Raw genomic sequence first — 19,713 nt, 5'->3', positions numbered from 1 at the left:
GTCGAACGAACTCGTCCGCTTGCACTTTCCTGCAACCTTTAACAAGAAAAACCTGTCGCCTGACAGTTATTCAATCAAGACTTGAAAGTGTGAAAAACGACACACTTTCATCGAATACGGTTCACTTCAAAAACAGCACTTCAAGCACGTGCCTGCAATAAGGCGTCCGCCATTGCGCGAGTAAATCGCTGGATAACTTGCTGGCACTGTTCGTCGTCGATGACCAGCGGCGGCAACAGGCGGATCACATTGCCGCGGCGTCCGCCGCGCTCCAGCAGCAGGCCCTGTTTGAAGCAGTGCTGCTGGATGGCCACGGCCAGGCCCGGGTCCGAGGGGAAATGCCCGTGGCGGTCGGCCGGCTGGCGTTCGTCGACGATCTCGATGCCCAGCATCAGGCCACGCCCGCGCACCTGGCCCAGGGCCGGATAGCTCGGCTGCAAGGCCGTCAATTGCTCCTTGAGCCACTGCCCGCGGCGCTCGGCCAGGGCCGCGATGTTCTGCTCGCGCAACACCTGCAGGGTCGCCAGGCCCGCGGCCATGGCCATCTGGTTGCCGCGGAAGGTGCCAGCGTGGTTGCCCGGCTCCCAGGCATCGAATTCGCGCTTGATGCCCAGCACCGCCATCGGCAGGCCGCCGCCCACCGCCTTGGACATGACGATCATGTCCGGCTCGATGCCGGCGTGCTCGAAGGCGAACATCTTGCCGGTGCGGGCAAAGCCGGCCTGCACCTCATCGAGGATCAGCACGATGCCGTGCTGGCGGGTCACTTCGCGGATCGCCCGCAGCCAGCTGGCCGGCGCGCAGTTGACCCCGCCCTCGCCCTGCACCGCCTCGAGAATCACCGCCGCCGGCAGCGACACGCCGCTTTCCACGTCTTCGATGAACTGGGTGAAGTAATGGGTCAGCGCCTCGACCCCGGCCTCGCCGCCGATCCCCAGCGGGCAGCGGTATTCGTGGGGGTACGGCATGAACTGCACGCCCGGCATCAGGCCGGCGATGGCGTGCTTGGGCGCGGTATTGCCGGTCAGCGCCAGGGCGCCGTGGGTCATGCCGTGGTAGGCCCCGGAGAAACTGATGACGTTGTGCCGCCCGGTATGGGTCTTGGCCAGCTTCAGCGCCGCTTCCACCGCGTCCGCCCCGGACGGCCCGCAGAATTGCAGGCAGTAGTCGCGGCCCTGGCCCGGCAGCAGGCTGAGCAGGGTTTCGCTGAAAGCGTCCTTGACCACGGTGGTCAGGTCCAGGGTGTGCATGGGCAGGCCCGAGGCCAGGAAACTGTCGAGACTGGCCATGATCGCCGGGTGGTTGTGCCCCAGGGCCAGGGTGCCGGCGCCAGCCAGGCAGTCCAGATAGGTCTTGCCTTCGACGTCGGTGACCCAGACCCCATGCGCCTTGGCGATGGCCAGTGGCAACTTGCGCGGGTAACTGCGCACATTGGATTCGAACTTGCCTTGCCGGGCCAGATAGTCGGCATTGGTCTTTTGCAGAGGACTAGTGCGCAATATGCCATCATTCAACATCTGTTCACCCTCGTTAAATTCGACATGCAAATTATTATCATTAATAAAAACGCGCAACTACTTATTCAAACTTATTTGGAATAGTCGCACGGCACTTGCGGATATAAGTCAACTATCGCGCCCACGCCAAAAACCAAGTTGATAAACTTGGTAAAACGTCATTTATGACGTATGAAACTGCCATGTTATTGCCATCTTTCCGACAACTTCATTAGTTGCCATTAAATGGCCAATACCTCATTCAAGAGGCGAGCAAGTTGATCAACTGATAACGGGCATACTTTCTTCCTCGACCAAAGGAACCGGTCATGACCAACACGGCGGTGCGCCCTTCCCTGTGGCGCCGGTCCGCATCGTTTCTTAGAAACCCACGGTTGCCGAAAGCAACAGGGTCCGCGGTGTCGCCAGGGTCAAGCCCGGCTCGCTGTCGTCCGAGGCCCCGGCCGAACTCCAGTAACGCTTGTCCAGCACGTTCTCGACATTGGCGCGCAAGGTGATGTCCTTGTCGTCGAGCTTGAAGGCGTAGCGCGCGCCCAGGTCGAAACGCTCCCAGGAGTCGATTTCCTTGCTGTTGGCCTGGTCCAGGTACTGCGAGCTGGAGTAGATGCCGCGTGCGGTCAGGGTCAGGCCCTGGACCTTCGGCACGTCCCACTCGGCCCCCAGGTTGACGTTGTACTTCGGCGTGGCCGGCGCGCGGTTGCCGTCGAAGGTGCCGTTGGTGGTGTCCTTCAGTTCGCTGTCGATGTACATCACCCCGCCCAGCAGGCGGAAGCCCTTGAGCGGTTCGCCGAACACGCTGAGCTCGACGCCGTCGTTCTGGCGCTTGCCGTTCGGGCCGAAGACCCGGGTGGTGGCGTTGGTCTCGTAGGCCGGCTGCTTGATGCGGAACACCGCGGCGGTCAGGGCGAAGGCCCCGGCGTCATACTTGGCGCCAGCCTCGACCTGGCGGCTGATGAACGGCGGGAAGATTTCGTCTTCGTTGATCGAGGTCGACGGCGCGATCTTGCCCTGGCTCAGGCCTTCCATGTAGTTGACGTACAGCGACAACTGATCGGTGGCCTTGAACAGCAGGCCACCCGAAGGCGAGACCTTTTCCTCGTCGTAGGCGGTGTCGCCTTTGACGCCGTCGCTCCAGTCGTCGACCTTGACCCGTTGCCAGCGTGCGCCGAGGGTCAGCAGCAGGCGGTCATCGAAGAAGCCCAGGGTGTCGGACAGCGCCACACCGCTGAAGCGGTTCTCGGTGTAGACCTTGGGGTCGAAGCGCGTCGGCCGCGACGGGGTCGGCGTCGGCCGCGGGTTGTAGAGGTTGCTGGGGGACGCGGCATAGCGCGCGCCGCCGTTTTCGAAATCCATGTAGAAGTAGCTGGCCGCCAGGTTGACCTCATGGCTCACCGGGCCGGTGTGGAACCAGCTGCGCACGCCCGCCGTGGTGGTGCGCACGTTTTCGTCGCGGGTGAAGTCGCGCGGCTGCACGCTGAAGTCGCCGGCGTCGTTGGTGATCGACACGGCATGGCGCAGGAAGTCGTGGTTGCTTTTGCGCGCGCCGACGCCGCCGTACAGCATGATCGAGTCGTTGACGTCGTATTCGGCATTGACCGTGCCGAAGGTGTCCTTGGTACGTGCCTTGCTCCAGGACTGCGCATAGTTGTGCCGCACGTCATCCGCGTCCGGCACCTTGGCGTTGGCGCCTATCTGCACCCGCTCCTGGGGCGCGTCGGTGTCGCGCTCGGTGTGGCCGATGTCGGTCGACAGGCGCAGGCGTTCGCCACGGAAGTCCAGGCCCAGCACCGCCATTTCACGATCGACGCTCTGGTGATCCCATTCGGTGTCGCCGGACTGCTTGACCGCGTTCAGGCGCACGCCGAACTTGTTGTCCTCGCCGAAGCGCCGGCCGATGTCCACCGCGCCGCCGAGCTGGCTGTCGGAGGCATAGCTGCCGGTGAATTCGGTGATGGGCTTGTCGGTGGCGCGCTTGGGCACCACGTTGATCCCGCCGCCGACGCTGCCCCGCGGCGAGATGCCGTTGATCAACTGGGTCGGGCCCTTGAGGATGTCCACCCGGTCGGCCATTTCCATGTCGATGGTGTAGGTCGGCAGCACGCCGTACAGGCCGTTGTAGGCGACATCGCTGTTGAACAGGCTGAAGCCGCGGATGGTGAACTGCTCGTAACGGCCGCCCGCCGGGTTGGTGGCGCGCACCGAGGGGTCGCTGGCGATCAGGTCGCCGAGGGTCCGCGCCTGCTGGTTCTTCACCACTTCGCTGGTGTAGGTGGTCATGCTGAACGGCGTTTCCATGAAGTCCTTCGAGCCCAGCAGGCCTTGCGAGCCACGGCGCGCCACCTGGCCACCGGCGAAGACGTCGCTGTCGGTCGCGCCGCTGGCGCCGAGAATCGAAGTCGGCGCCAGTTGCAGGCTGCTGCCTTGCGGAGCCGGGGTCAGGATGTACGCCTGCTCACCCACCGGTTGCAGTTGCAGGCCGGAGCCTTGCAGCAAGCGGGCAAAGCCCTCCTCCACCCCGTACTCGCCGGACAGGCCGCTGCTGTTGCGGCCGCTGACCAGCTGCGGGTCCACCGACAGGTTGACCCCGGCGAGGCCGGCGAAACGGGTCAGCGCGGCACTCAGCGGGCCGGCCGGCACCTGGTAGCTGCGCCGCGCAGCGTCGTCGGCCCAACTGGCCTGGATGAATAACGGGCTGGAACTGAGTGTCAGGATGAGGCCCAACTGCAACAGTCCGGGGGAAACCGGACGCAAACGGTATGGCAATACTACGGGCATGGGAGGAAGCTCTCGTTTTTTTGTTCACTTACCTGGAATGACCGGCGAGGCGAAAAAAAGGGACAGGCTTCAGCCAATATTTTTTTGCGAGGTGTTTGTCGGCGGCGTTTCTTTGGCCGAAGTCAGGGTGACCCAATAACGGGTGCGCGAATGCACCTCCAGCGGCAGGCTGGCGGCCAGCAGCGACAGCACGCGGTCGGTGTTGTCGAGACGGAAGCTGCCGGTGACGCGCAGGGCTTCCAGTTCCGGTTCCCAGCGCAGCAGGCCCGGGCGATAACGACCGAGCTCGCGCAGGAAATCCCCCAGGGGCTGGTTCTGCGCCATCAGCACGCCGTCGCGCCAGCCCGGCAACTGCGCGTCGAAGGCATCGATCTGCCCGGCGCCGTCCACCCGCAGCCGCACCCGCTGGCCTTCGCGCAACTGCAGTTGCGGGCCGAACAAGGGTTGCAACTGCACCGAGCCGCTGACCACCGACACGCGGCAATCGTGTTCATTGAGGCGCACGCAGACTTCGCTGCGGCTGACGACGATGCGGCCATAAGGCGCCTGGATGGTCAGCGGCGCGCTGCCGGTGACCTTGAGCGCCATCTCGCCGCGCACCAGGGTCACCTGCCGGGCGCCCAGGTCGACGTTGACCGCGCTGGCGGTGTTCAACTGCAAGGCGCTGCCATCGGCCAGGGACAATTTGCGATGTTCGCCAGTGCCGGTCTGCAGGTCGGCGCGCCATACGTCCAGGGGCAGTTGGCGCCCCAGCAGCCAGGCGGTCGGCACCAGTGCGGCGACGCCGAGGGCGCGCTTGAGTACCGCGCGCCGCGACGGCTCGGGACGATCCAGGGTGGCCAGCGCCAGGGCCGAGGGTAGCGCTGAGAAACGCTGGCGCAGCAGCTGCGCTTTCTGCCAGGCGCTTTCGTGACGGCTGTTGCTGTTGCGCCAGTGCTGCAGGCGTGCGTGATCGTCGGCGTTGGCCGCGCCGGACTCCAGCAGCGCCAGCCACTGGGCCGCCGCGCGGGCCACCTCGCGGGTTTCGCTGGACGGCGCCGAGCGCATCACAGCTCCACCAGCAGGCAGTGTTCGTAGGCCTGGGCCATGTAGCGCTTGACCGTGCGTTCCGAGACGTCGAGGCGTTCGGCGATCTCGCGATAACCCAGCCCTTCCAGCTGGCTCCAGAGAAACGCCCGGCGCACCAGGGGCGGCAGGCCGTCGAGCAATTCGTCGAGGGCTTGCAGGGTTTCCAGCAGCACCCAGCGCTGTTCCGGGGACGGCACGCTGTCTTCGGGCAGGCTGGCCAGCGCATCCAGGTAGGCCTGCTCCAGTTTGCGCCGGGTGTAGAAGTTGCTCAGCAGACGCTTGCCCACAGTCACCAGGTAGGCCCGCGGTTCGCGCAGGTCGACCAGCTGCTGGGAGCTGGTGAGCACGCGCAGGAAGGTGTCCTGGCTCAGGTCCGCCGCATCCCAGGCGTTGCCCATGCGCTGGCGCAACCAGCTCTCGAGCCAGCTGCGATGGTCGCGGTACAGGGCATGTAGGCTTTGCTCCGGTGGCGTCGCTGCTTCAATCATGTCAAGAGCCCTGCGCGAAGGATTATTCAAATGAGACTGATTCTAATTAATATTCATAAGGCAAACCAAGTCCTTTCGTGTGATTGGGTTCTGGTTTTCGTCTGCTGGGGAACATCGGCGGGTGCTCTGGAACCATGGTCCCAGGGGCTGAAGAGATCCAGGTGAAGCACCCGGTCGGCTGCTGAAACAGCGCCCGGCCCCTTGCGGGCCGGGCACGGGTGCGCGCTTACACGCCCATCAGCGGGTCGCTGATGCTGTGCGCACCGGTTTCCAGGCGCCCGGCCAGGCGCCGCAGCCAGCCGCCCTCGCCGCGCAGGGTCAGGTCGTACCAGCCGCCGCTGGCCTGGCAGGCGAACATCTGGTGGACCTCGCTGCGCCCGGGCACGTCGAAACGCCATGGCCCCTGATGGGTGTAGGGGCAACGCTCGATAGTGATCGATACCGGCTCCTTGCCCGGGTTGCTCAGGGTCAGCTGCAGGTTGTTGCCGCGGCTGAACATCGACACCTCGGGCTGACGCTCCAGCAGGTTGCCGTGGAAGCTGCGGTGGAAGCCGTTAGGCCCCAGCAGCCACAGCTTGTAGCGGCCCGCGGTCTGCCAGCTGTCCTTGAGCTGCTTGCCCGCCTCCACCGTATAGCGACGGGGAATGTCCAGCAGGTGCAGGCGATCGTAGACATGGAACACCGCACCCTGCTCGCCGCTGTTCTGCAGGCTCAGGGTCAGGCTCAACGCCTTGCGCTTGGCCTTGGCCTCGACATTCAGCCGATATGGCAAGGCCCGCGATGGCCGGGCCACGCGTTGCTGCTGCGGCAGTTGCTGGCGGCTGGGGTCCGGCAGCGGCACCTGGGCCAGTTGTTCCTGGCGCTGGCGCAAAAGGTCCGCGGCCTGGCGGGTGGTGGTGTGCAGCGGCGGGAGGATTTCGCTGTTGGGATTGACGAAGTTGAACGCCGAGGTCAGGTCGCCGCACACGGCACGGCGCCAGGCGCTGATGTTCGGCTCGCGCACGCCGAAGCGCTTCTCGAGAAATTGCAGGACCGAGGTGTGGTCGAACGCCTGGGAGTTGACCCAGCCGCCGCGGCTCCAGGGCGACAGCACCAGCATCGGCACCCGCGGGCCGGGGCCGTAGATGCCGCCGTCCGGACGCGGTTGCTGGGTGGTCCCCGGTGGCGCCGGGTGGGTGAACACCTCACTGTCGAAATCCACCGTGGACTTGCCGGCGAAGCTGCCGTCCAGGCGCCGTGAAGGTGCCGAGGGCGACGGCAGATGGTCGAAGAAACCGTCGTTCTCGTCGTAGTTGACCAGCAGCACGGTCTTGCTCCAGACCTCGGGGTTGTCGGTCAGCGCCTTGAGGATTTCCTGGGTGAACCAGCCGCCCTGCACCGGGCTCGACGGCCCCGGGTGCTCGGAATAGGTGGCCGGGGCGACGATCCAGCTGACCTTGGGCAGCTTGCCCTGCTGCACATCGTTGCGGAACCCGGCGATCATGCCCTCCAGGTCGCTGCCGCTGCGCGCCGGCAAGGTGTTGCCATTGCCCTTGTACAGTGGCACCCGGGCATTCAGCGCATCGCTGTACGGCACGAAGGCGGTGAAGTCTTCCGGCGGCTGCGCCGGGTTGCCGGCCGCCACGCTGGCACGGCGGTACTGGCGGAAACCGGCCAGCGGGTTGTCGCCGAAGTTGTCCGGCAGGTACTGGTAGATCTTCCAGCTGACGCCCCGCTCTTCCAGGCGCTCGGGGTAGGTTTTCCAGGTGTAGCCGACGTCCACCGCGCCCGGGCCGTCCCATTCGTTGACCACCGCCGCCACGTTGGCGCCGGTCGGGCCGTTGGTGCCGGTCCAGTGGAACAGACGGTTAGGGTTGGTCCCGGCGTGCACCGAGCAGTGGTAGGCATCGCACAGGGTGAAGGTGTTGGCCAGGGCGAACTGGAACGGCAGCTCCTGCTCGCGGTAGTAGCCCATGGACGTGTTGGTCTTGAAAGTCGGCCAGGCGCTCATGCGCCCGCTACCCCAGGCCGCGTGCTCGTCGATCCACGAATGCGGCGTGCCGTTGACCCGCTGCGCGTTGCCCCGCGAGCTGTCCAGGTGGTACGGCAACACCACTCGCCCGATGCCCTGCTGCTCCCACACCGAACGCTTGCCGGGCAGCGGGATGGTGAAGCGGTCGCTGAAACCGCGAACCCCGGGCAAGGTGCCGAAGTAATGGTCGAAGGAGCGGTTTTCCTGCATCAGGATCACCACGTGCTCGACGTCACGGATAGTGCCGGTGCGGTTGTTGGCGGGGATCGCCAGGGCCTGACGGATGGAGTCTGGCAGTAAGGTAAAGGCCGAGCCGATGGCGGCGGCCTGCATGAGCTTCCTGCGAGTGAGAGTAGGCATACGCGGTTGAATTCCTTGAAGTTACAGGGCGGGAAATAGCGACCCACGCAAAGTAGTGACCTCAAGTAACAAGCAAGTTACACGGCGGTTGCAGGCTGCGGTCAAGGCATTCACAGATCTTGATACAGCCGCATTAACTCTCTAAGCCGATGATTTTTAATTACATTTCTAAATAAAGAATATTTCGTGAACTTCATCCCGAGTTGCTCCTTGTATTCGGAAAAATGTGACGGCGTTCTGCTTTAATCCTATTTGCACAATGCCACTACTTCAGTTTGCAAGGAGCAATCATGGACTCGACCCAGCACTACGAGGGGGAAAGGAAGCGCATCGAGAACCGCCGTACTGCATTGGGTCTCAAATACCTTGCCGCGCCGGCCGGCCAGCCTCCCAGGATCTGGGGGCTGGCGCTGTCCGGGGGCGGCATCCGCAGCGCCACCTTTTGCCTGGGGGTGCTGCAGGCGATGGCCCGGGCCAATGCGCCGGAACAGGCCAACCCACGACCGTCGAAGACACCGCAAGACAACCTCACCACCACCCTGCTGCCGCGTTTCGACTACCTCTGCACGGTCAGCGGCGGCGGTTATATCGGCAGTTTCTTCTCCAGCCTGTTCATCCCCAATCGCCTGCGCCGGGAGCAGGCCCAGGAGCGCGCCGAAGCCTCGCCCCTGTCGCCCGCCCAGCAAGCGGCCAGGACCGCGGCGGTCAACGCCTATGAGGTCCTGCACTACGAGCCGCCGGGACGTATCAGCACCCACACCGACTACGCCAGCGTCAGCGACAAAGACATCGGCAAGGGACCCACGGCCTGGCTCCGGGAGAACGGCCGCTACCTGACCCCGACCGGCTCGGGGGACGCGCTCTACGCCCTGGCGATCACCTGGCGCAACTGGCTGTCGCTGCACTTCGTCATCGGCATGCCGATCGTCCTGATCCTGTCGTTGCTGATGCTGTTGCAAGTGAAGTACCTGCCCAATCTGTTCCTGCTGCCCGGCGCGGTGTTCCTCCTCGGCTTGCTGCCCTGCTGCCTGGCCTACTGGCTGGTGCTGCCGAAAAACAGCCTGAGCAATCCTCCGGCCCTGAGCAACCTGGCGGCCGTGGCTTGCACGGTGATGGCACTGGTCTTCATCGGCATCTGGGCCGTGCTGCAACAGCCGGACGACAGGCCCAACGTGCGCCACCTGTTCCTCGGGTTCGCGGCCATCGCGCTGCTGGGCATCGCCTACGCCTGGCTGCTGATCTGGCGCCTGAAATACCGCACCCGCAAGGCCAACGACGAAGACGGGATCTTTACCGTGCGCAACTACCGGGTCGAGGTCACCCGGGTGCTGTCGCAGATCATCATGGCTCTCGGGGTACTGCTGTTCGCCGCGTTCCTGGTGTCGCTCTCCGAAACAATCTACCTGCACCTGCAGACCCTGACCCAGGGCTCCATCGGCATTCTTCCGCTGCTGATCTGGCTGGTGCGCCGCCTGGCGCTGTTGCGGGACGAGAAGAGCCTGCCGGACTGGCTGCGCCTGCTGCCCCTGGAGGTCATGAGCCTGGTCGGTGGCCTGCTGTTGCTGGCGGCGGTCTGCCTGGCGTGGATGCTGTTCGTGGTGTGGTTCGCTGCCGATGGCAGCTTCAACCTGCTGGAAAACGGGCATGTGCTGCGGCTGGCCCTGCTGGCCGGGGTGGCGGCGGCCCTGACCTGGGTCAGCAGCCGCTTCGTCGGTTTCCTCAATACCTCGTCGTTGCAGTCCTACTACAGCGCGCGCCTGGTCCGCGCCTACATGGGCGCCACCAACGGCAAGCGCTTCGACGGCACGCCCGAGCAACGGCGCAAGCACATGAGCGTGGCCGAGCCACTGAGCAACGACGACATCAGCGTCGAGCACTACTACGGCACGCCGAACGCCGGCCCGCTGCACCTGATCAACGTGACCATGAACCTCACGGTCGACCCCGCCGAACAACTGGTGCAGCGCGACCGCAAGGGCAAGCCGCTGTGCCTGGCGCCGGGCAGCGTCAAGGGCGAAGGGGCCTTCATCCTCGATGGCAAGGTCTATCAGCGCGACCTGGAGAATATCCCCGCTTCGGAAATCGCCTACCCGCTGACCATCGGCCAGTGGATCGGCGTTTCCGGCGCGGCCTTCACCACCGGCCTGGGGCGCGCCACCAGCCTGGGCATGTCGCTGCTGCTGGGCCTGGCCAACGTGCGCCTGGGCAACTGGTGGCCCAGCCGCTTTATCGACGCTAAACCGGAAAAGCCCAGGCAATCCCTGGGCCTGAAGCTGTCGCGCTGGCTGCCGACCCAGACCTACCTGTTCTACGAACTGACCGCGCACTTCCATGGCCATCGGCGCGCCTATCAGTACCTCTCGGACGGCGGCCACTTCGAGAACACGGCGGCCTATGAACTGCTGCGCCAGGAGCGCCAGGTCGAGCTGATCGTGATGTGCGACTGTGGCTGCGATCCCGATTACCGGTTCGACGACCTGAGCAATCTCATCCGCCTGGCGCGTATCGACCACGGCCTGGAGATCAGGGAAGACGCAGAGATCACCGGGGACGATGTACTGGGCAAGGTGTTCGGGCGCATGGAGGACTTCAAGATCGCGCCGTCGCCGGCGGACCCGCATTGCGCGCTGCTGCTCAACGTCTACGCCTGCACCGAGCCGGACACCCTGGTCAGTCGCATCCTGGTACTCAAGCCCCGGCTGATCCCCTCGGTATCGCCGGACGTGCAGAACTACGCGCTGATCAACACGTCCTTCCCCAACCAGCCCACCGTCGACCAGTTCTTCGACGAGGCGCAGTTCGAAAGCTACCGCCAGCTCGGCTTGAGCATCGGCCAGCAGGTCTTCGGCAAGGGGGTCAACAGCGATGCCATCGCCCAGGCGCTGTGGCGCTACCTGCGCGAACACCCTGCGGGAAGCGCGCATGAGGATGACCAGCCCAAGCCGCCGCGGCCGAGCCGCAATGGCCAGCGCCGCCCTTCGGCAGACAGGCATCCCCGCGCATGACACTGGAAATGGCGCCGACCCTGCGGGCCCGCGGTCAGGAACAGCTCAACGCTGGCCGCGGCGCAGGGTCTCGCTCGGCAGTTCCTTGAACAGCGCGCGGTAGCTGCTGGAAAACCGCCCGAGGTGCCAGAACGACCAGCGCATGGCCACCTCGGCCACGGTGGTTTCGTCCGGACCGCGGCGCAGCAGTTCGCGGTGCGCACTGTTCAGCCGGCGCAGGCGCAGCCACTGGGTCGGCGCCATGCCGGCGAAGGCCTTGAACGCGCCTTGCAACTGGCGCAGGGAAACCCCGGCCACCTGCGCCAACTCCAGCAGGTTGAGGCTGTCTTCCGGGCCGTCCGCCGCCCACTGGGCCACCCGCTGCATGATCGCCCGCTCCTCGGCGCGCCGGCGCAGGCCGCCACCGTCCAGGCGTACGCAGGCGTTGTCGAGGATAAACAGGCAGTCCTCGAGCAACTGCTGGGTCAGGGCTTCGCGGCTGGGTGGGTCGAGGGTCTGCGACAGGCGCGTCAGGGTCGTGCTGAGCCAGCGGCTGAACAAGGCGTTCTGCCCGCAGTTGAGCGGCGCCAGGAACAGGCCGTCGAGGCGCTGCGCGTCGAGGCCATGGCCGCGGACGAATTCCGGGCCGAACACCACGGCGATTTCCTGGTAGTTCTCCGGGGTGATCCAGATGTTGCGGCTCTCGCCGTTGAGCAGGTACAGGGCGTTGTCGCTGCGATCGAAACAGAACGCCAGGGAGTCCTGCGGCGCGCTGAAATTCTGCTCGACCCGGGTGTTCATGCACTCCTCGTAGATCTGCACCCCTTGCAGGTCCAGATAACGCACCTGCCCGGCGAAATGCCCGGGCGACATCTGCTGGTAATGCTGCACCCAACCCGGGGTGGCACGGATCTGATCGGCCACATCGAAGGTGTTGAAGGCCTGGACCTGGAGAGCTGTCGACGCTGTCATGAAGGGACCTTGCGCACTCTTTTGGTGCGCTTTGGTGCTGCTTAAAGTGGATAGATGGAACCGCGAGGCTTGCCCAAGATAGTCGTCAACGCGCCACAGGGGAAGCCTTGATGGGCGACTCCAAGTGCTGGCGCGTCACCGACAATCATTGACGAGGTCCTTATGAATGCCCCTTTCGATCAGCTGTCTACCTGGCTGAAAGAACACAAGATTACCGAAGTGGAGTGTGTGGTCAGCGACCTGACCGGCATCGCCCGCGGCAAGATAGCGCCCACCAACAAGTTCCTGCATGAGCGAGGCATGCGCCTGCCGGAAAGTGTGCTGTTGCAAACGGTAACCGGGGACTTCGTCGACGACGACATCTACTACGACCTGCTGGACCCGGCGGACATCGACATGGTCTGCCGCCCCGACGCCTCGGGCATTTACCTGGTGCCCTGGGCCATCGAGCCGACCGCCATCGTCATCCACGACACCTTCGACAAGTTCGGCAACCCCATCGAGCTGTCGCCGCGCAACGTGCTGAAGAAAGTCCTGCAGCTGTACGCCGACAAGGGCTGGCAGCCGATCGTCGCGCCGGAGATGGAGTTCTACCTGACCCAGCGCTGCGAAGACCCGGACCTGCCGCTGAAGGCGCCGCTGGGCCGCTCCGGCCGGGCCGAAAGCGGACGCCAGTCGTTCTCCATCGACGCCGCCAACGAATTCGACCCGCTGTTCGAGGATGTCTACGACTGGTGCGAAGCCCAGGGCCTGGACCTCGATACGCTGATCCACGAAGACGGCCCGGCGCAGATGGAAATCAACTTCCGCCACGGCGACGCCCTCGACCTGGCCGACCAGATCACCGTGTTCAAGCGCACCCTGCGCGAGGCCGCGCTCAAGCACAACGTCACCGCCACCTTCATGGCCAAGCCGGTGGCCGACGAACCCGGCAGCGCCATGCACCTGCACCAGAGCGTGGTCGACAGCGCCACCGGCAAGCCGATCTTCGCCGACGCCGAGGGCCGCATGAGCGAGCTGTTCCGCCACCATATCGGCGGGTTGCAGAAGTACATCCCCCAGGTGCTGCCGATGTTCGCGCCCAACGTCAATTCGTTCCGCCGCTTCCTGCCGGACACCTCGGCGCCGGTCAATGTCGAATGGGGCGAAGAGAACCGCACCGTCGGCCTGCGGGTGCCGACCTCCGGCCCGGAAGCCATGCGCGTGGAAAACCGCCTGCCCGGCGCCGACGCCAACCCTTACCTGGCCATCGCCGCCAGCCTGCTGTGCGGCTACCTGGGCATGGTCGAGGGCCTCGAGCCGAGCGCCGCGGTGGAAGGCCGGGCCTATGAGCGGCGCAACCTGCGCCTGCCGATCACCATCGAAGACGCCCTGACCCGCATGGAAGAGTGCCCGACCATCGAGCGCTACCTGGGCAGCAAGTTCGTGCGCGGCTACGTCGCGGTGAAACGCGCCGAGCACGAGAACTTCAAGCGCGTGATCAGTTCCTGGGAGCGCGAGTTCCTGTTGCTCAGCGTCTGAGGCCTGCGCGATTCGGGCGCTGCCGCGCACTCCGTTGTAGCCGCTGCCGAGCCTGCGAGGCTGCGATCGATGGCGCAGCCATCGCCAGACCGTCGCACGCGGTGTACCTGATGCAACGCGGTGGCCGGGTTTACGACGGCTGCGCCGCCGATCGCAGCCTCGCGTTGCTCGGCAGCGGCTACAGGGCTACAGGGCTTCATGAATTTGGCAAACCAATAACAACCGCAAAAAGGGGTATCGCTATGCGTCTATGGAAATCAGTGGTTCCGCTGGCCCTGACGGTGCTGTTCGGCGCCACGGCCCAGGCCGAATCGACAGTCAGCGTGTACAACTGGACCGACTATATCGGCGAGACCACCCTCGCCGACTTCCAGGCCAAGACCGGGACCCGGGTCATCTACGACGTCTTCGACTCCAACGAAACCCTGGAGGGCAAGCTGCTGGCCGGGCGCACCGGCTATGACCTGGTGGTGCCGTCCAACCACTTCCTGGCGCGGCAGGTCAAGGCCGGGGCCTTTCTCAAGCTGGACCGCGCGCAGCTGCCGAACTGGCGGAACCTCGACCCGAAACTGCTGGCCCTGCTGGAGCAGAACGACCCCGGCAACCAGTACTCGGTGCCTTACCTGTGGGGCACCAACGGCATCGGCTACAACGTCGACAAGGTCAAGCAGGTGCTGGGCATCGACAGCATCGATTCCTGGGCGGTGTTCTTCGAACCGGAGAATCTGAAAAAACTCAGCCAGTGCGGGGTGTCGATGATGGACTCGCCGGACGAAGTGTTCCCGGCGGTGCTCAACTATATGGGCCTGGACCCGCGCAGCGAAAACCCCGCGGACTACAAGAAAGCCGAAGCCAAGCTGCTGGCGATCCGTCCCTACATCACCTACTTCCACTCCTCCAAGTACGTCTCGGACCTGGCCAACGGCAACATCTGCCTGGCCTTCGGTTACTCCGGCGACGTGTTCCAGGCTGCCAACCGCGCCAAGGAAGCCAAGAACGGGGTGAAGATCGCCTATTCGATTCCCAAGGAAGGCAGCAACCTGTGGTTCGACCTGCTGGCGATCCCGGCGGACGCCAGCAATCCCAAGCAAGCCCATGCCTTCATCAACAACCTGCTGGACCCGCAAGTGATCGCCAAGGTCAGCGCCTATGTCGGCTACGCCAACCCCAACCCGGCGTCGCAGCAATACATGGACCCCGAGCTGGTGAACAACCCCGAGGTCTACCCACCCCAGGCGGTGCTCGACAAGCTGTACATCTCCAGCACCCAGAGCCCGCAGACCATGCGCCTGATGACCCGCGCCTGGAGCAAAGTGAAGTCCAACCAATGAACCAGCACAGCCCTGCACAACACACCCGCTCCTACTACGCCGCCTCGGCCAACGCGCTGCCGGACTACCCGCCGCTGAATGTCGACCTCAGCGCCGACGTCTGCGTGATCGGCGGTGGTTTCACCGGGGTCAACACCGCCATCGAACTGGCGCAGCGCGGCCTCTCGGTGATTCTCCTGGAAGCCCGGCGCATCGGCTGGGGCGCCAGCGGGCGCAACGGCGGGCAACTGATCCGCGGCATCGGCCACGACGTCAGCGGCTTCGCCCGCTACGTCGGCGCCGAGGGCGTGCGTTACCTGGAGCAGGCCGGCATCGACTCGGTGGCGCTGGTCGGCCAGCGTGTGCGCGAGCACGGCATCGACTGCGACCTGCGCTGGGGCTTCTGCGAGCTGGCCAACACCCCGGCCCAGTTCGCCGCGTTCCAGGCCGAGCAGGAACACCTCGCGGCCCTGGGCTACGTGCATGAAACCCACCTTGTCGCCCCGCAGGACATGGCCCGGGTGGTGGCGTCCTCGGCCTATGCCGGGGGCCTGGTGGACATGGGTTCCGGGCACCTGCACCCGCTCAACCTGGTGCTCGGCGAAGCCGCCCTGGCACGGACGCTGGGGGTGCGGATCTTCGAGCAGAGCCCGGTGCTGGAGCTGATCCACGGCGACAGCGTGCGGGTGCGTTGCGCCAGCGGCACGGTGCGCGCCGCAAGCCTGGTGCTGGCCTGCAACGCCCACCTGGATGACCTGGAGCCGCGCCTTGCCGGCAAGGTGCTGCCGGCGGGCAGCTACATCATCGCCACCGAGCCCCTGGCGCCCGCCCTGGCCGCCGAACTGATCCCGCAGAACCTGGCGCTGTGCGACCAGAAGGTCGGCCTCGACTACTACCGGCTCTCGGCGGACCGGCGCCTGCTGTTCGGCGGCGCCTGCCACTACTCCGGGCGCGACCCGGCGGACATCGGCGCCTATATGCGGCCGAAGCTGCTCAAGGTGTTCCCGCAACTGGCGAATGTGCGCATCGACTACCAATGGGGCGGCAAGATCGGCATCACCGCTAACCGTTTTCCCCAGGTCGGGCGCCTGCGCCAGTACCCCAATGTGTATTACGCCCAGGGTTATTCCGGGCATGGGCTCAACGTCAGCCACTGGACCGCGCGCCTGCTGGCCGAGGCCATCCACGCCGGGCACAGCCAGGGCCTGGACATCTTCAGCGCAGTGCCGCACATGACCTTCCCTGGCGGCCCCGCCCTGCGCGCGCCGCTGCTGGCGCTGGGCATGCTGTGGCATCGGTTGCGTGAGGTGCTGGGCTGAAAGCTCAGCGGCTTTGCCCGCGGTTTCTCGGCTGAGGCGCCCGACGCCTTCGCCGGCAAGCCTGGCTCCTACGCAAGCGCGTGCCAGCCGCACATTAGCGAACGCCCTCCGACCCCGTAGGAGCCAGGCTTGCCGGCGATGGCGATTGCAAAGACGCCGCCGGCAGCTCACTGCGAACATTGCCATTCAAGCTGGCCTGATACCTCGTGCGATGCGAAGATGCGCGCCGCAAATCGGCTTGCTAAGGAATGGCATCATCAAAGCGCTCACTGCTCTCGTCCTGCTCGGCACACTCGCCCTCTCGGGCTGCGGCACCCTGATGGCCCGTGCCAGCAATCAATACATTTCCTACGACTTCTACAAAGGCACCCAGCAAAATATCCAGCTGCTGACCATGCGTGACGCCCGCGGCTACGACGGCTACGCCACTATCTACTGCTGGATGAGCATCGTCTGCCCGCTGGTGGCGGTGGTAAGCCTGCCGGTGGATGCGGCGGTCGATACCGTGCTGCTGCCCTACGACGCCAAGGGCGTTTATTACTGAAGCCGCGGCCGGTCGCTGGCGGCATGGGTGAATGGACTGCCGCTGTCATCTCTGACAAGCACCGGCAAACCGCCCCGCTCAGTCCGCCACCACTCGCTCGGCCACCCCCCCACGCAACCGGCACGGCACGCCCAGGCGGTCGAGCCGTGGCCGGCCGAACAGGTAGCCCTGGCCCCATTCGCCACCGCAGGCCGTGGCCAGGGCGCGGTCGGCTTCGCTCTCGATGCCTTCGATGATTACGCAGGGCGCCAGGGTCTTGCACAGCTGCACCAGGTGTTTCAGGGTCTGCACGCTGTTGGGTTCGCTGCGGGCGCGTTGCAGGTAACCCTGGTCGATCTTGACCATGTCGGGGCAGGTCCGGCGGATGAACTCCAGGGTGCCGAGGCCGGCGCCAAAGTCGTCCACCGCCACCCGGCAACCCAGCTCGCGCAGGCACAGGACAAATTCGATGGCCGCCTCGGTGCTCGGCGGCGTGGCGCTTTCGGTGATTTCGATCACCAGCCGCGCGGCCACTGAAGGCGCGTCGCGCAACTGCGCGAAGGTGGCGGACCAGAACGGATCGACGATCGCGCTCTGCGCCGAGATGTTGCAGCCCAGGCGCAGGTGCTCGTCCTCCAGCAGGCGCTCGATCACGCCCCCCACCACGCTGCGGTCCAGCTCGCGCATCCGCTGATGGCGTTCGAGCATGGCGAACGGGTAGACGCCATTGCCGGGCTGTTCGACATGGCGCAGCAAACCTTCCAGGTACAGCACCCGGCTAGTGTCGGGCAGCCGCACCACCGGCTGGAAGGCCAGCGCCAGTCGCCCCTGCGCCAGTTCCCGATAGAAGTCTTTGACGCTTTGCATGACAGATCCGTAGTCGAAGCGGCGACAGCGCGCCGGGTGGGCTTGGCCAGGATGCGTCGGCGCGCCCGACGTGATAATGGCTCATTGCTATTTATGATCCCCCCTGCCCGGACGGCTCGAAAGTGTTCCCGGATACCTTTCGTTTGTCCTTGGAAACACCGCACCGCCCTTTCTCGACTGTGGCCCGAGGTTTATTGCGATCATGCGCCAGCGCCAATGACATCAATTAGCCACCAGTCCAGGAAGTACTATGCACAGAATGACCGGCACCAGTTTCCGGGTGCTTGCCGATGTCCTGAGCGACGCCGGAGTCAAGGTCGAGGCCTTGCTCAAGCGCCACGGCAGCAGCCACCAGGAGGCCTGTGAAAACCCCATGGGCGTCAGGCTGGAGCTGGTCTACGCGGTGCTGCAAGACGCCGTGCAGCTGTGCGGCAACCCGGACCTCGGCCTGCTGGCGTACACCAAGGCCCACCCGGCCAACCTGGAAGTGCTCGGCTACGCGCTGATGTCCGGCGCCACCCTGGACACCGCGCTGCAACGCCTGGTGGACTATCACTCGCTGGTCAGCAACGGCTTCTACCTATGCCTGGAGCGCAGCCCCCAGGCCGTCACCCTGATCGGCTTCGACATCGCCCTGGAACCGGGCCTGGTGCCGCGGGCCTTCATCGATGCCGGCGCGGCGCAGACCCTGGGCCTGGTGCACTGGCTGCTGCCCGGGCACAAGCCGCAACCGCTGGCGGCGAGCTTCACCTACCCGCGCCCGCCCGACACCCGCGCCCTGGAGCACCTGCTGGGCGCCAACCTGCAGTTCGACGCGCCCTACAACAGCCTGAGCTTCAGCCCGCGCGATTGCGCCATGGCCCTACCCAGCGCCGACCCGGCCCTGGATGTGCTGCACATGGAATACGCGCGAACCCGCCTCAAGCTGCTGCTCGACGGCTCGATGACCGCGCGGGTAAGGCGGGTGTTGTCCGAGCGCCTGGCCCAGGGCGGGCCCAGCGACCTGCGGCACATCGCGCAGTTGGTGGGGGTCAGCAGCCGCAGCCTGCAGCGACGCCTGGGCAACGAAGACATGCACTTCTCGGCGCTGCTCGACGAGGCGCGGTTGATGCTGGCCCACAGTTTCCTGCGCAACTCGGCGCGCAGCGTCAAGTACATCGGCGCCCTGCTCGGCTTTCGCGACCAGAGCAGCTTTCACAAGGCCTGCCGCCGCTGGTTCGGCATGACCCCGGGGCGTTATCGCCAGGAAGGCTGAAGACAGCAAAACGCCGGGCACAAGTCCCGGCGTTTTTTTTCAAGGTGCGGCAGCGCTTGCTCAGCGATGGCTGGCCTGCAATGGCGGCTGCGCCTGGGGCATGGCCGAGGAATGGTGGTTGAGGATCTTCCACTGGCCGTCGATGCGCTCGTAGAGGAAGGTGTAGCGCGCCTGCACCTGGCGGGTCGCACCACCGGCCTCGTGCAGGGTGAAGGTGTAGACGCCGCTGTCCATGGCCGCATCCGCGCCCAGGTGGCGGATTTCCCGGTAGTTGATCTGGCCCACCGGCTTGCCCGCGAGGAAGTGCTCGAAGTAGTCCTGGATCTGCGCCGGGGTGGTGCGCACCTGGTTCGACACGGTCGGCTGGAGGATCGCGTCGGCGGCGTAAAGACTGGTTACGTTTTTTGCGCTGCCGGTTTGCAGGGCCGCGTTCCAGCGATCGAACAGGCCGGCGATCTCCCGGTCGCCCTGGTTCTGCGGCTGCGCGGCGACAGTGCGGTACACATAAGGCGTGGCGTCCAGGGCCTGGGCCAGGGGCGCGGTCAGCGCCAGTAACAGGGCGATGGCGGTGGTTGGCAGTTTCATCGGAAGGCTCCAGTGGGTTTCAATGCGCCCACTTTGCCCACCCGTTGCGGCCTCGCCATCGGCCAACCGGTGCCGGCGGCCTATGCCATTCGGCAGATAGGCCCACAGCCGGCAACCGGGTCTAATGCCTGCTCGCGAGCGCACGCCCTTCACGCTGG

General features: G+C 65.4%; 14 protein-coding genes. 6 read left to right on the top strand and 8 right to left on the bottom strand.

What is annotated here, in order from left to right; all coding sequences use genetic code 11:
- Positions 1 to 140: 140 nt before the first annotated feature.
- From PMI20_RS14925 to PMI20_RS14905, 5 genes are all read right to left on the bottom strand, one after another.
- On the bottom strand, positions 141 to 1,517 hold the full coding sequence (locus PMI20_RS14925; protein ID WP_007925426.1) for a diaminobutyrate--2-oxoglutarate transaminase: 1,377 nt from the start codon (positions 1,515 to 1,517) through the stop codon (positions 141 to 143).
- Positions 1,518 to 1,877: 360 nt separating this feature from the next.
- Positions 1,878 to 4,292 carry a TonB-dependent receptor gene (locus PMI20_RS14920; RefSeq protein ID WP_007925425.1) on the bottom strand — a complete coding sequence of 805 codons (2,415 nt, stop codon included), beginning with the start codon at positions 4,290 to 4,292 and terminating at the stop codon, positions 1,878 to 1,880.
- A gap of 69 nt (positions 4,293 to 4,361) precedes the next feature.
- On the bottom strand, positions 4,362 to 5,339 hold the full coding sequence (locus tag PMI20_RS14915) for a FecR domain-containing protein (RefSeq protein ID WP_007925424.1): 978 nt from the start codon (positions 5,337 to 5,339) through the stop codon (positions 4,362 to 4,364).
- Positions 5,339 to 5,848, bottom strand: coding sequence for a sigma-70 family RNA polymerase sigma factor (locus PMI20_RS14910; protein WP_007925423.1), 510 nt, complete (start codon positions 5,846 to 5,848; stop codon positions 5,339 to 5,341). Before PMI20_RS14910 ends, PMI20_RS14915 begins: the two co-directional genes overlap by 1 nt.
- Before the next feature lie 226 nt (positions 5,849 to 6,074).
- Positions 6,075 to 8,219, bottom strand: a complete 2,145-nt coding sequence (locus PMI20_RS14905; RefSeq protein WP_037034589.1) for a phosphocholine-specific phospholipase C — start codon at positions 8,217 to 8,219, stop codon at positions 6,075 to 6,077.
- Between the two features lie 290 nt (positions 8,220 to 8,509).
- Between PMI20_RS14905 and PMI20_RS14900 the strand changes: the two genes are divergently transcribed.
- Positions 8,510 to 11,224: a membrane protein gene (locus tag PMI20_RS14900; protein ID WP_007925421.1), complete on the top strand. Its 2,715-nt coding sequence runs from the start codon at positions 8,510 to 8,512 to the stop codon at positions 11,222 to 11,224.
- Between the two features lie 45 nt (positions 11,225 to 11,269).
- Here PMI20_RS14900 and PMI20_RS14895 read toward each other — a convergent pair whose 3' ends face one another.
- A complete protein-coding gene (locus PMI20_RS14895) occupies positions 11,270 to 12,175 on the bottom strand; it encodes a helix-turn-helix domain-containing protein (protein WP_007925420.1) in 906 nt (301 codons plus the stop codon).
- A 162-nt stretch (positions 12,176 to 12,337) separates the two neighbouring features.
- On the opposite strand from PMI20_RS14895, the gene PMI20_RS14890 reads away from it, so the two are divergent.
- The 4 genes from PMI20_RS14890 to PMI20_RS14875 all read left to right on the top strand — a co-directional run bounded on the left by PMI20_RS14890 (position 12,338) and on the right by PMI20_RS14875 (position 16,869).
- Positions 12,338 to 13,696, top strand: coding sequence for a glutamine synthetase family protein (locus PMI20_RS14890; RefSeq protein ID WP_007925419.1), 1,359 nt, complete (start codon positions 12,338 to 12,340; stop codon positions 13,694 to 13,696).
- Positions 13,697 to 13,938: 242 nt separating this feature from the next.
- A complete protein-coding gene (locus tag PMI20_RS14885; protein ID WP_007929005.1) occupies positions 13,939 to 15,027 on the top strand; it encodes a polyamine ABC transporter substrate-binding protein in 1,089 nt (362 codons plus the stop codon).
- Positions 15,024 to 16,325, top strand: a complete 1,302-nt coding sequence (locus PMI20_RS14880; RefSeq protein WP_007929013.1) for an NAD(P)/FAD-dependent oxidoreductase — start codon at positions 15,024 to 15,026, stop codon at positions 16,323 to 16,325. The genes PMI20_RS14885 and PMI20_RS14880 overlap by 4 nt, the downstream gene beginning before the upstream one ends.
- 238 nt (positions 16,326 to 16,563) lie before the next feature.
- Positions 16,564 to 16,869: a YceK/YidQ family lipoprotein gene (locus tag PMI20_RS14875; protein WP_028684074.1), complete on the top strand. Its 306-nt coding sequence runs from the start codon at positions 16,564 to 16,566 to the stop codon at positions 16,867 to 16,869.
- A gap of 78 nt (positions 16,870 to 16,947) precedes the next feature.
- Here the strand turns inward: PMI20_RS14875 and PMI20_RS14870 are convergent, their stop codons facing one another.
- Positions 16,948 to 17,715 carry an EAL domain-containing protein gene (locus tag PMI20_RS14870; protein WP_007929017.1) on the bottom strand — a complete coding sequence of 256 codons (768 nt, stop codon included), beginning with the start codon at positions 17,713 to 17,715 and terminating at the stop codon, positions 16,948 to 16,950.
- Between the two features lie 250 nt (positions 17,716 to 17,965).
- Here PMI20_RS14870 and PMI20_RS14865 point away from each other — a divergent pair, with 250 nt between their 5' ends.
- Positions 17,966 to 18,970: an AraC family transcriptional regulator gene (locus tag PMI20_RS14865; protein ID WP_007929019.1), complete on the top strand. Its 1,005-nt coding sequence runs from the start codon at positions 17,966 to 17,968 to the stop codon at positions 18,968 to 18,970.
- A gap of 60 nt (positions 18,971 to 19,030) precedes the next feature.
- Here the strand turns inward: PMI20_RS14865 and PMI20_RS14860 are convergent, their stop codons facing one another.
- Positions 19,031 to 19,555: an SgcJ/EcaC family oxidoreductase gene (locus PMI20_RS14860; RefSeq protein ID WP_007929021.1), complete on the bottom strand. Its 525-nt coding sequence runs from the start codon at positions 19,553 to 19,555 to the stop codon at positions 19,031 to 19,033.
- Between the last annotated feature and the right edge of the window lie 158 nt (positions 19,556 to 19,713).

Source organism: Pseudomonas sp. GM17 (genome assembly GCF_000282175.2).
Classification (GTDB): Bacteria; Pseudomonadota; Gammaproteobacteria; order Pseudomonadales; family Pseudomonadaceae; genus Aquipseudomonas; species Aquipseudomonas chlororaphis.
Note: the sequence above shows the minus strand (reverse complement) of the source record. Positions and strands in the feature narration are given on the sequence as shown.

Bases quoted from the DNA above. Each gene is read 5' to 3' on its own strand.
- PMI20_RS14925 (WP_007925426.1), bottom strand. From the start codon at position 1,517: ATGTTGAATGATGGCATATTGCGCACTAGTCCTCTGCAAAAGACCAAT.
- PMI20_RS14920 (WP_007925425.1), bottom strand. From the start codon at position 4,292: ATGCCCGTAGTATTGCCATACCGTTTGCGTCCGGTTTCCCCCGGACTG.
- PMI20_RS14915 (WP_007925424.1), bottom strand. From the start codon at position 5,339: ATGCGCTCGGCGCCGTCCAGCGAAACCCGCGAGGTGGCCCGCGCGGCG.
- PMI20_RS14910 (WP_007925423.1), bottom strand. From the start codon at position 5,848: ATGATTGAAGCAGCGACGCCACCGGAGCAAAGCCTACATGCCCTGTAC.
- PMI20_RS14905 (WP_037034589.1), bottom strand. From the start codon at position 8,219: ATGCCTACTCTCACTCGCAGGAAGCTCATGCAGGCCGCCGCCATCGGC.
- PMI20_RS14900 (WP_007925421.1), top strand. From the start codon at position 8,510: ATGGACTCGACCCAGCACTACGAGGGGGAAAGGAAGCGCATCGAGAAC.
- PMI20_RS14895 (WP_007925420.1), bottom strand. From the start codon at position 12,175: ATGACAGCGTCGACAGCTCTCCAGGTCCAGGCCTTCAACACCTTCGAT.
- PMI20_RS14890 (WP_007925419.1), top strand. From the start codon at position 12,338: ATGAATGCCCCTTTCGATCAGCTGTCTACCTGGCTGAAAGAACACAAG.
- PMI20_RS14885 (WP_007929005.1), top strand. From the start codon at position 13,939: ATGCGTCTATGGAAATCAGTGGTTCCGCTGGCCCTGACGGTGCTGTTC.
- PMI20_RS14880 (WP_007929013.1), top strand. From the start codon at position 15,024: ATGAACCAGCACAGCCCTGCACAACACACCCGCTCCTACTACGCCGCC.
- PMI20_RS14870 (WP_007929017.1), bottom strand. From the start codon at position 17,715: ATGCAAAGCGTCAAAGACTTCTATCGGGAACTGGCGCAGGGGCGACTG.
- PMI20_RS14865 (WP_007929019.1), top strand. From the start codon at position 17,966: ATGCACAGAATGACCGGCACCAGTTTCCGGGTGCTTGCCGATGTCCTG.
- PMI20_RS14860 (WP_007929021.1), bottom strand. From the start codon at position 19,555: ATGAAACTGCCAACCACCGCCATCGCCCTGTTACTGGCGCTGACCGCG.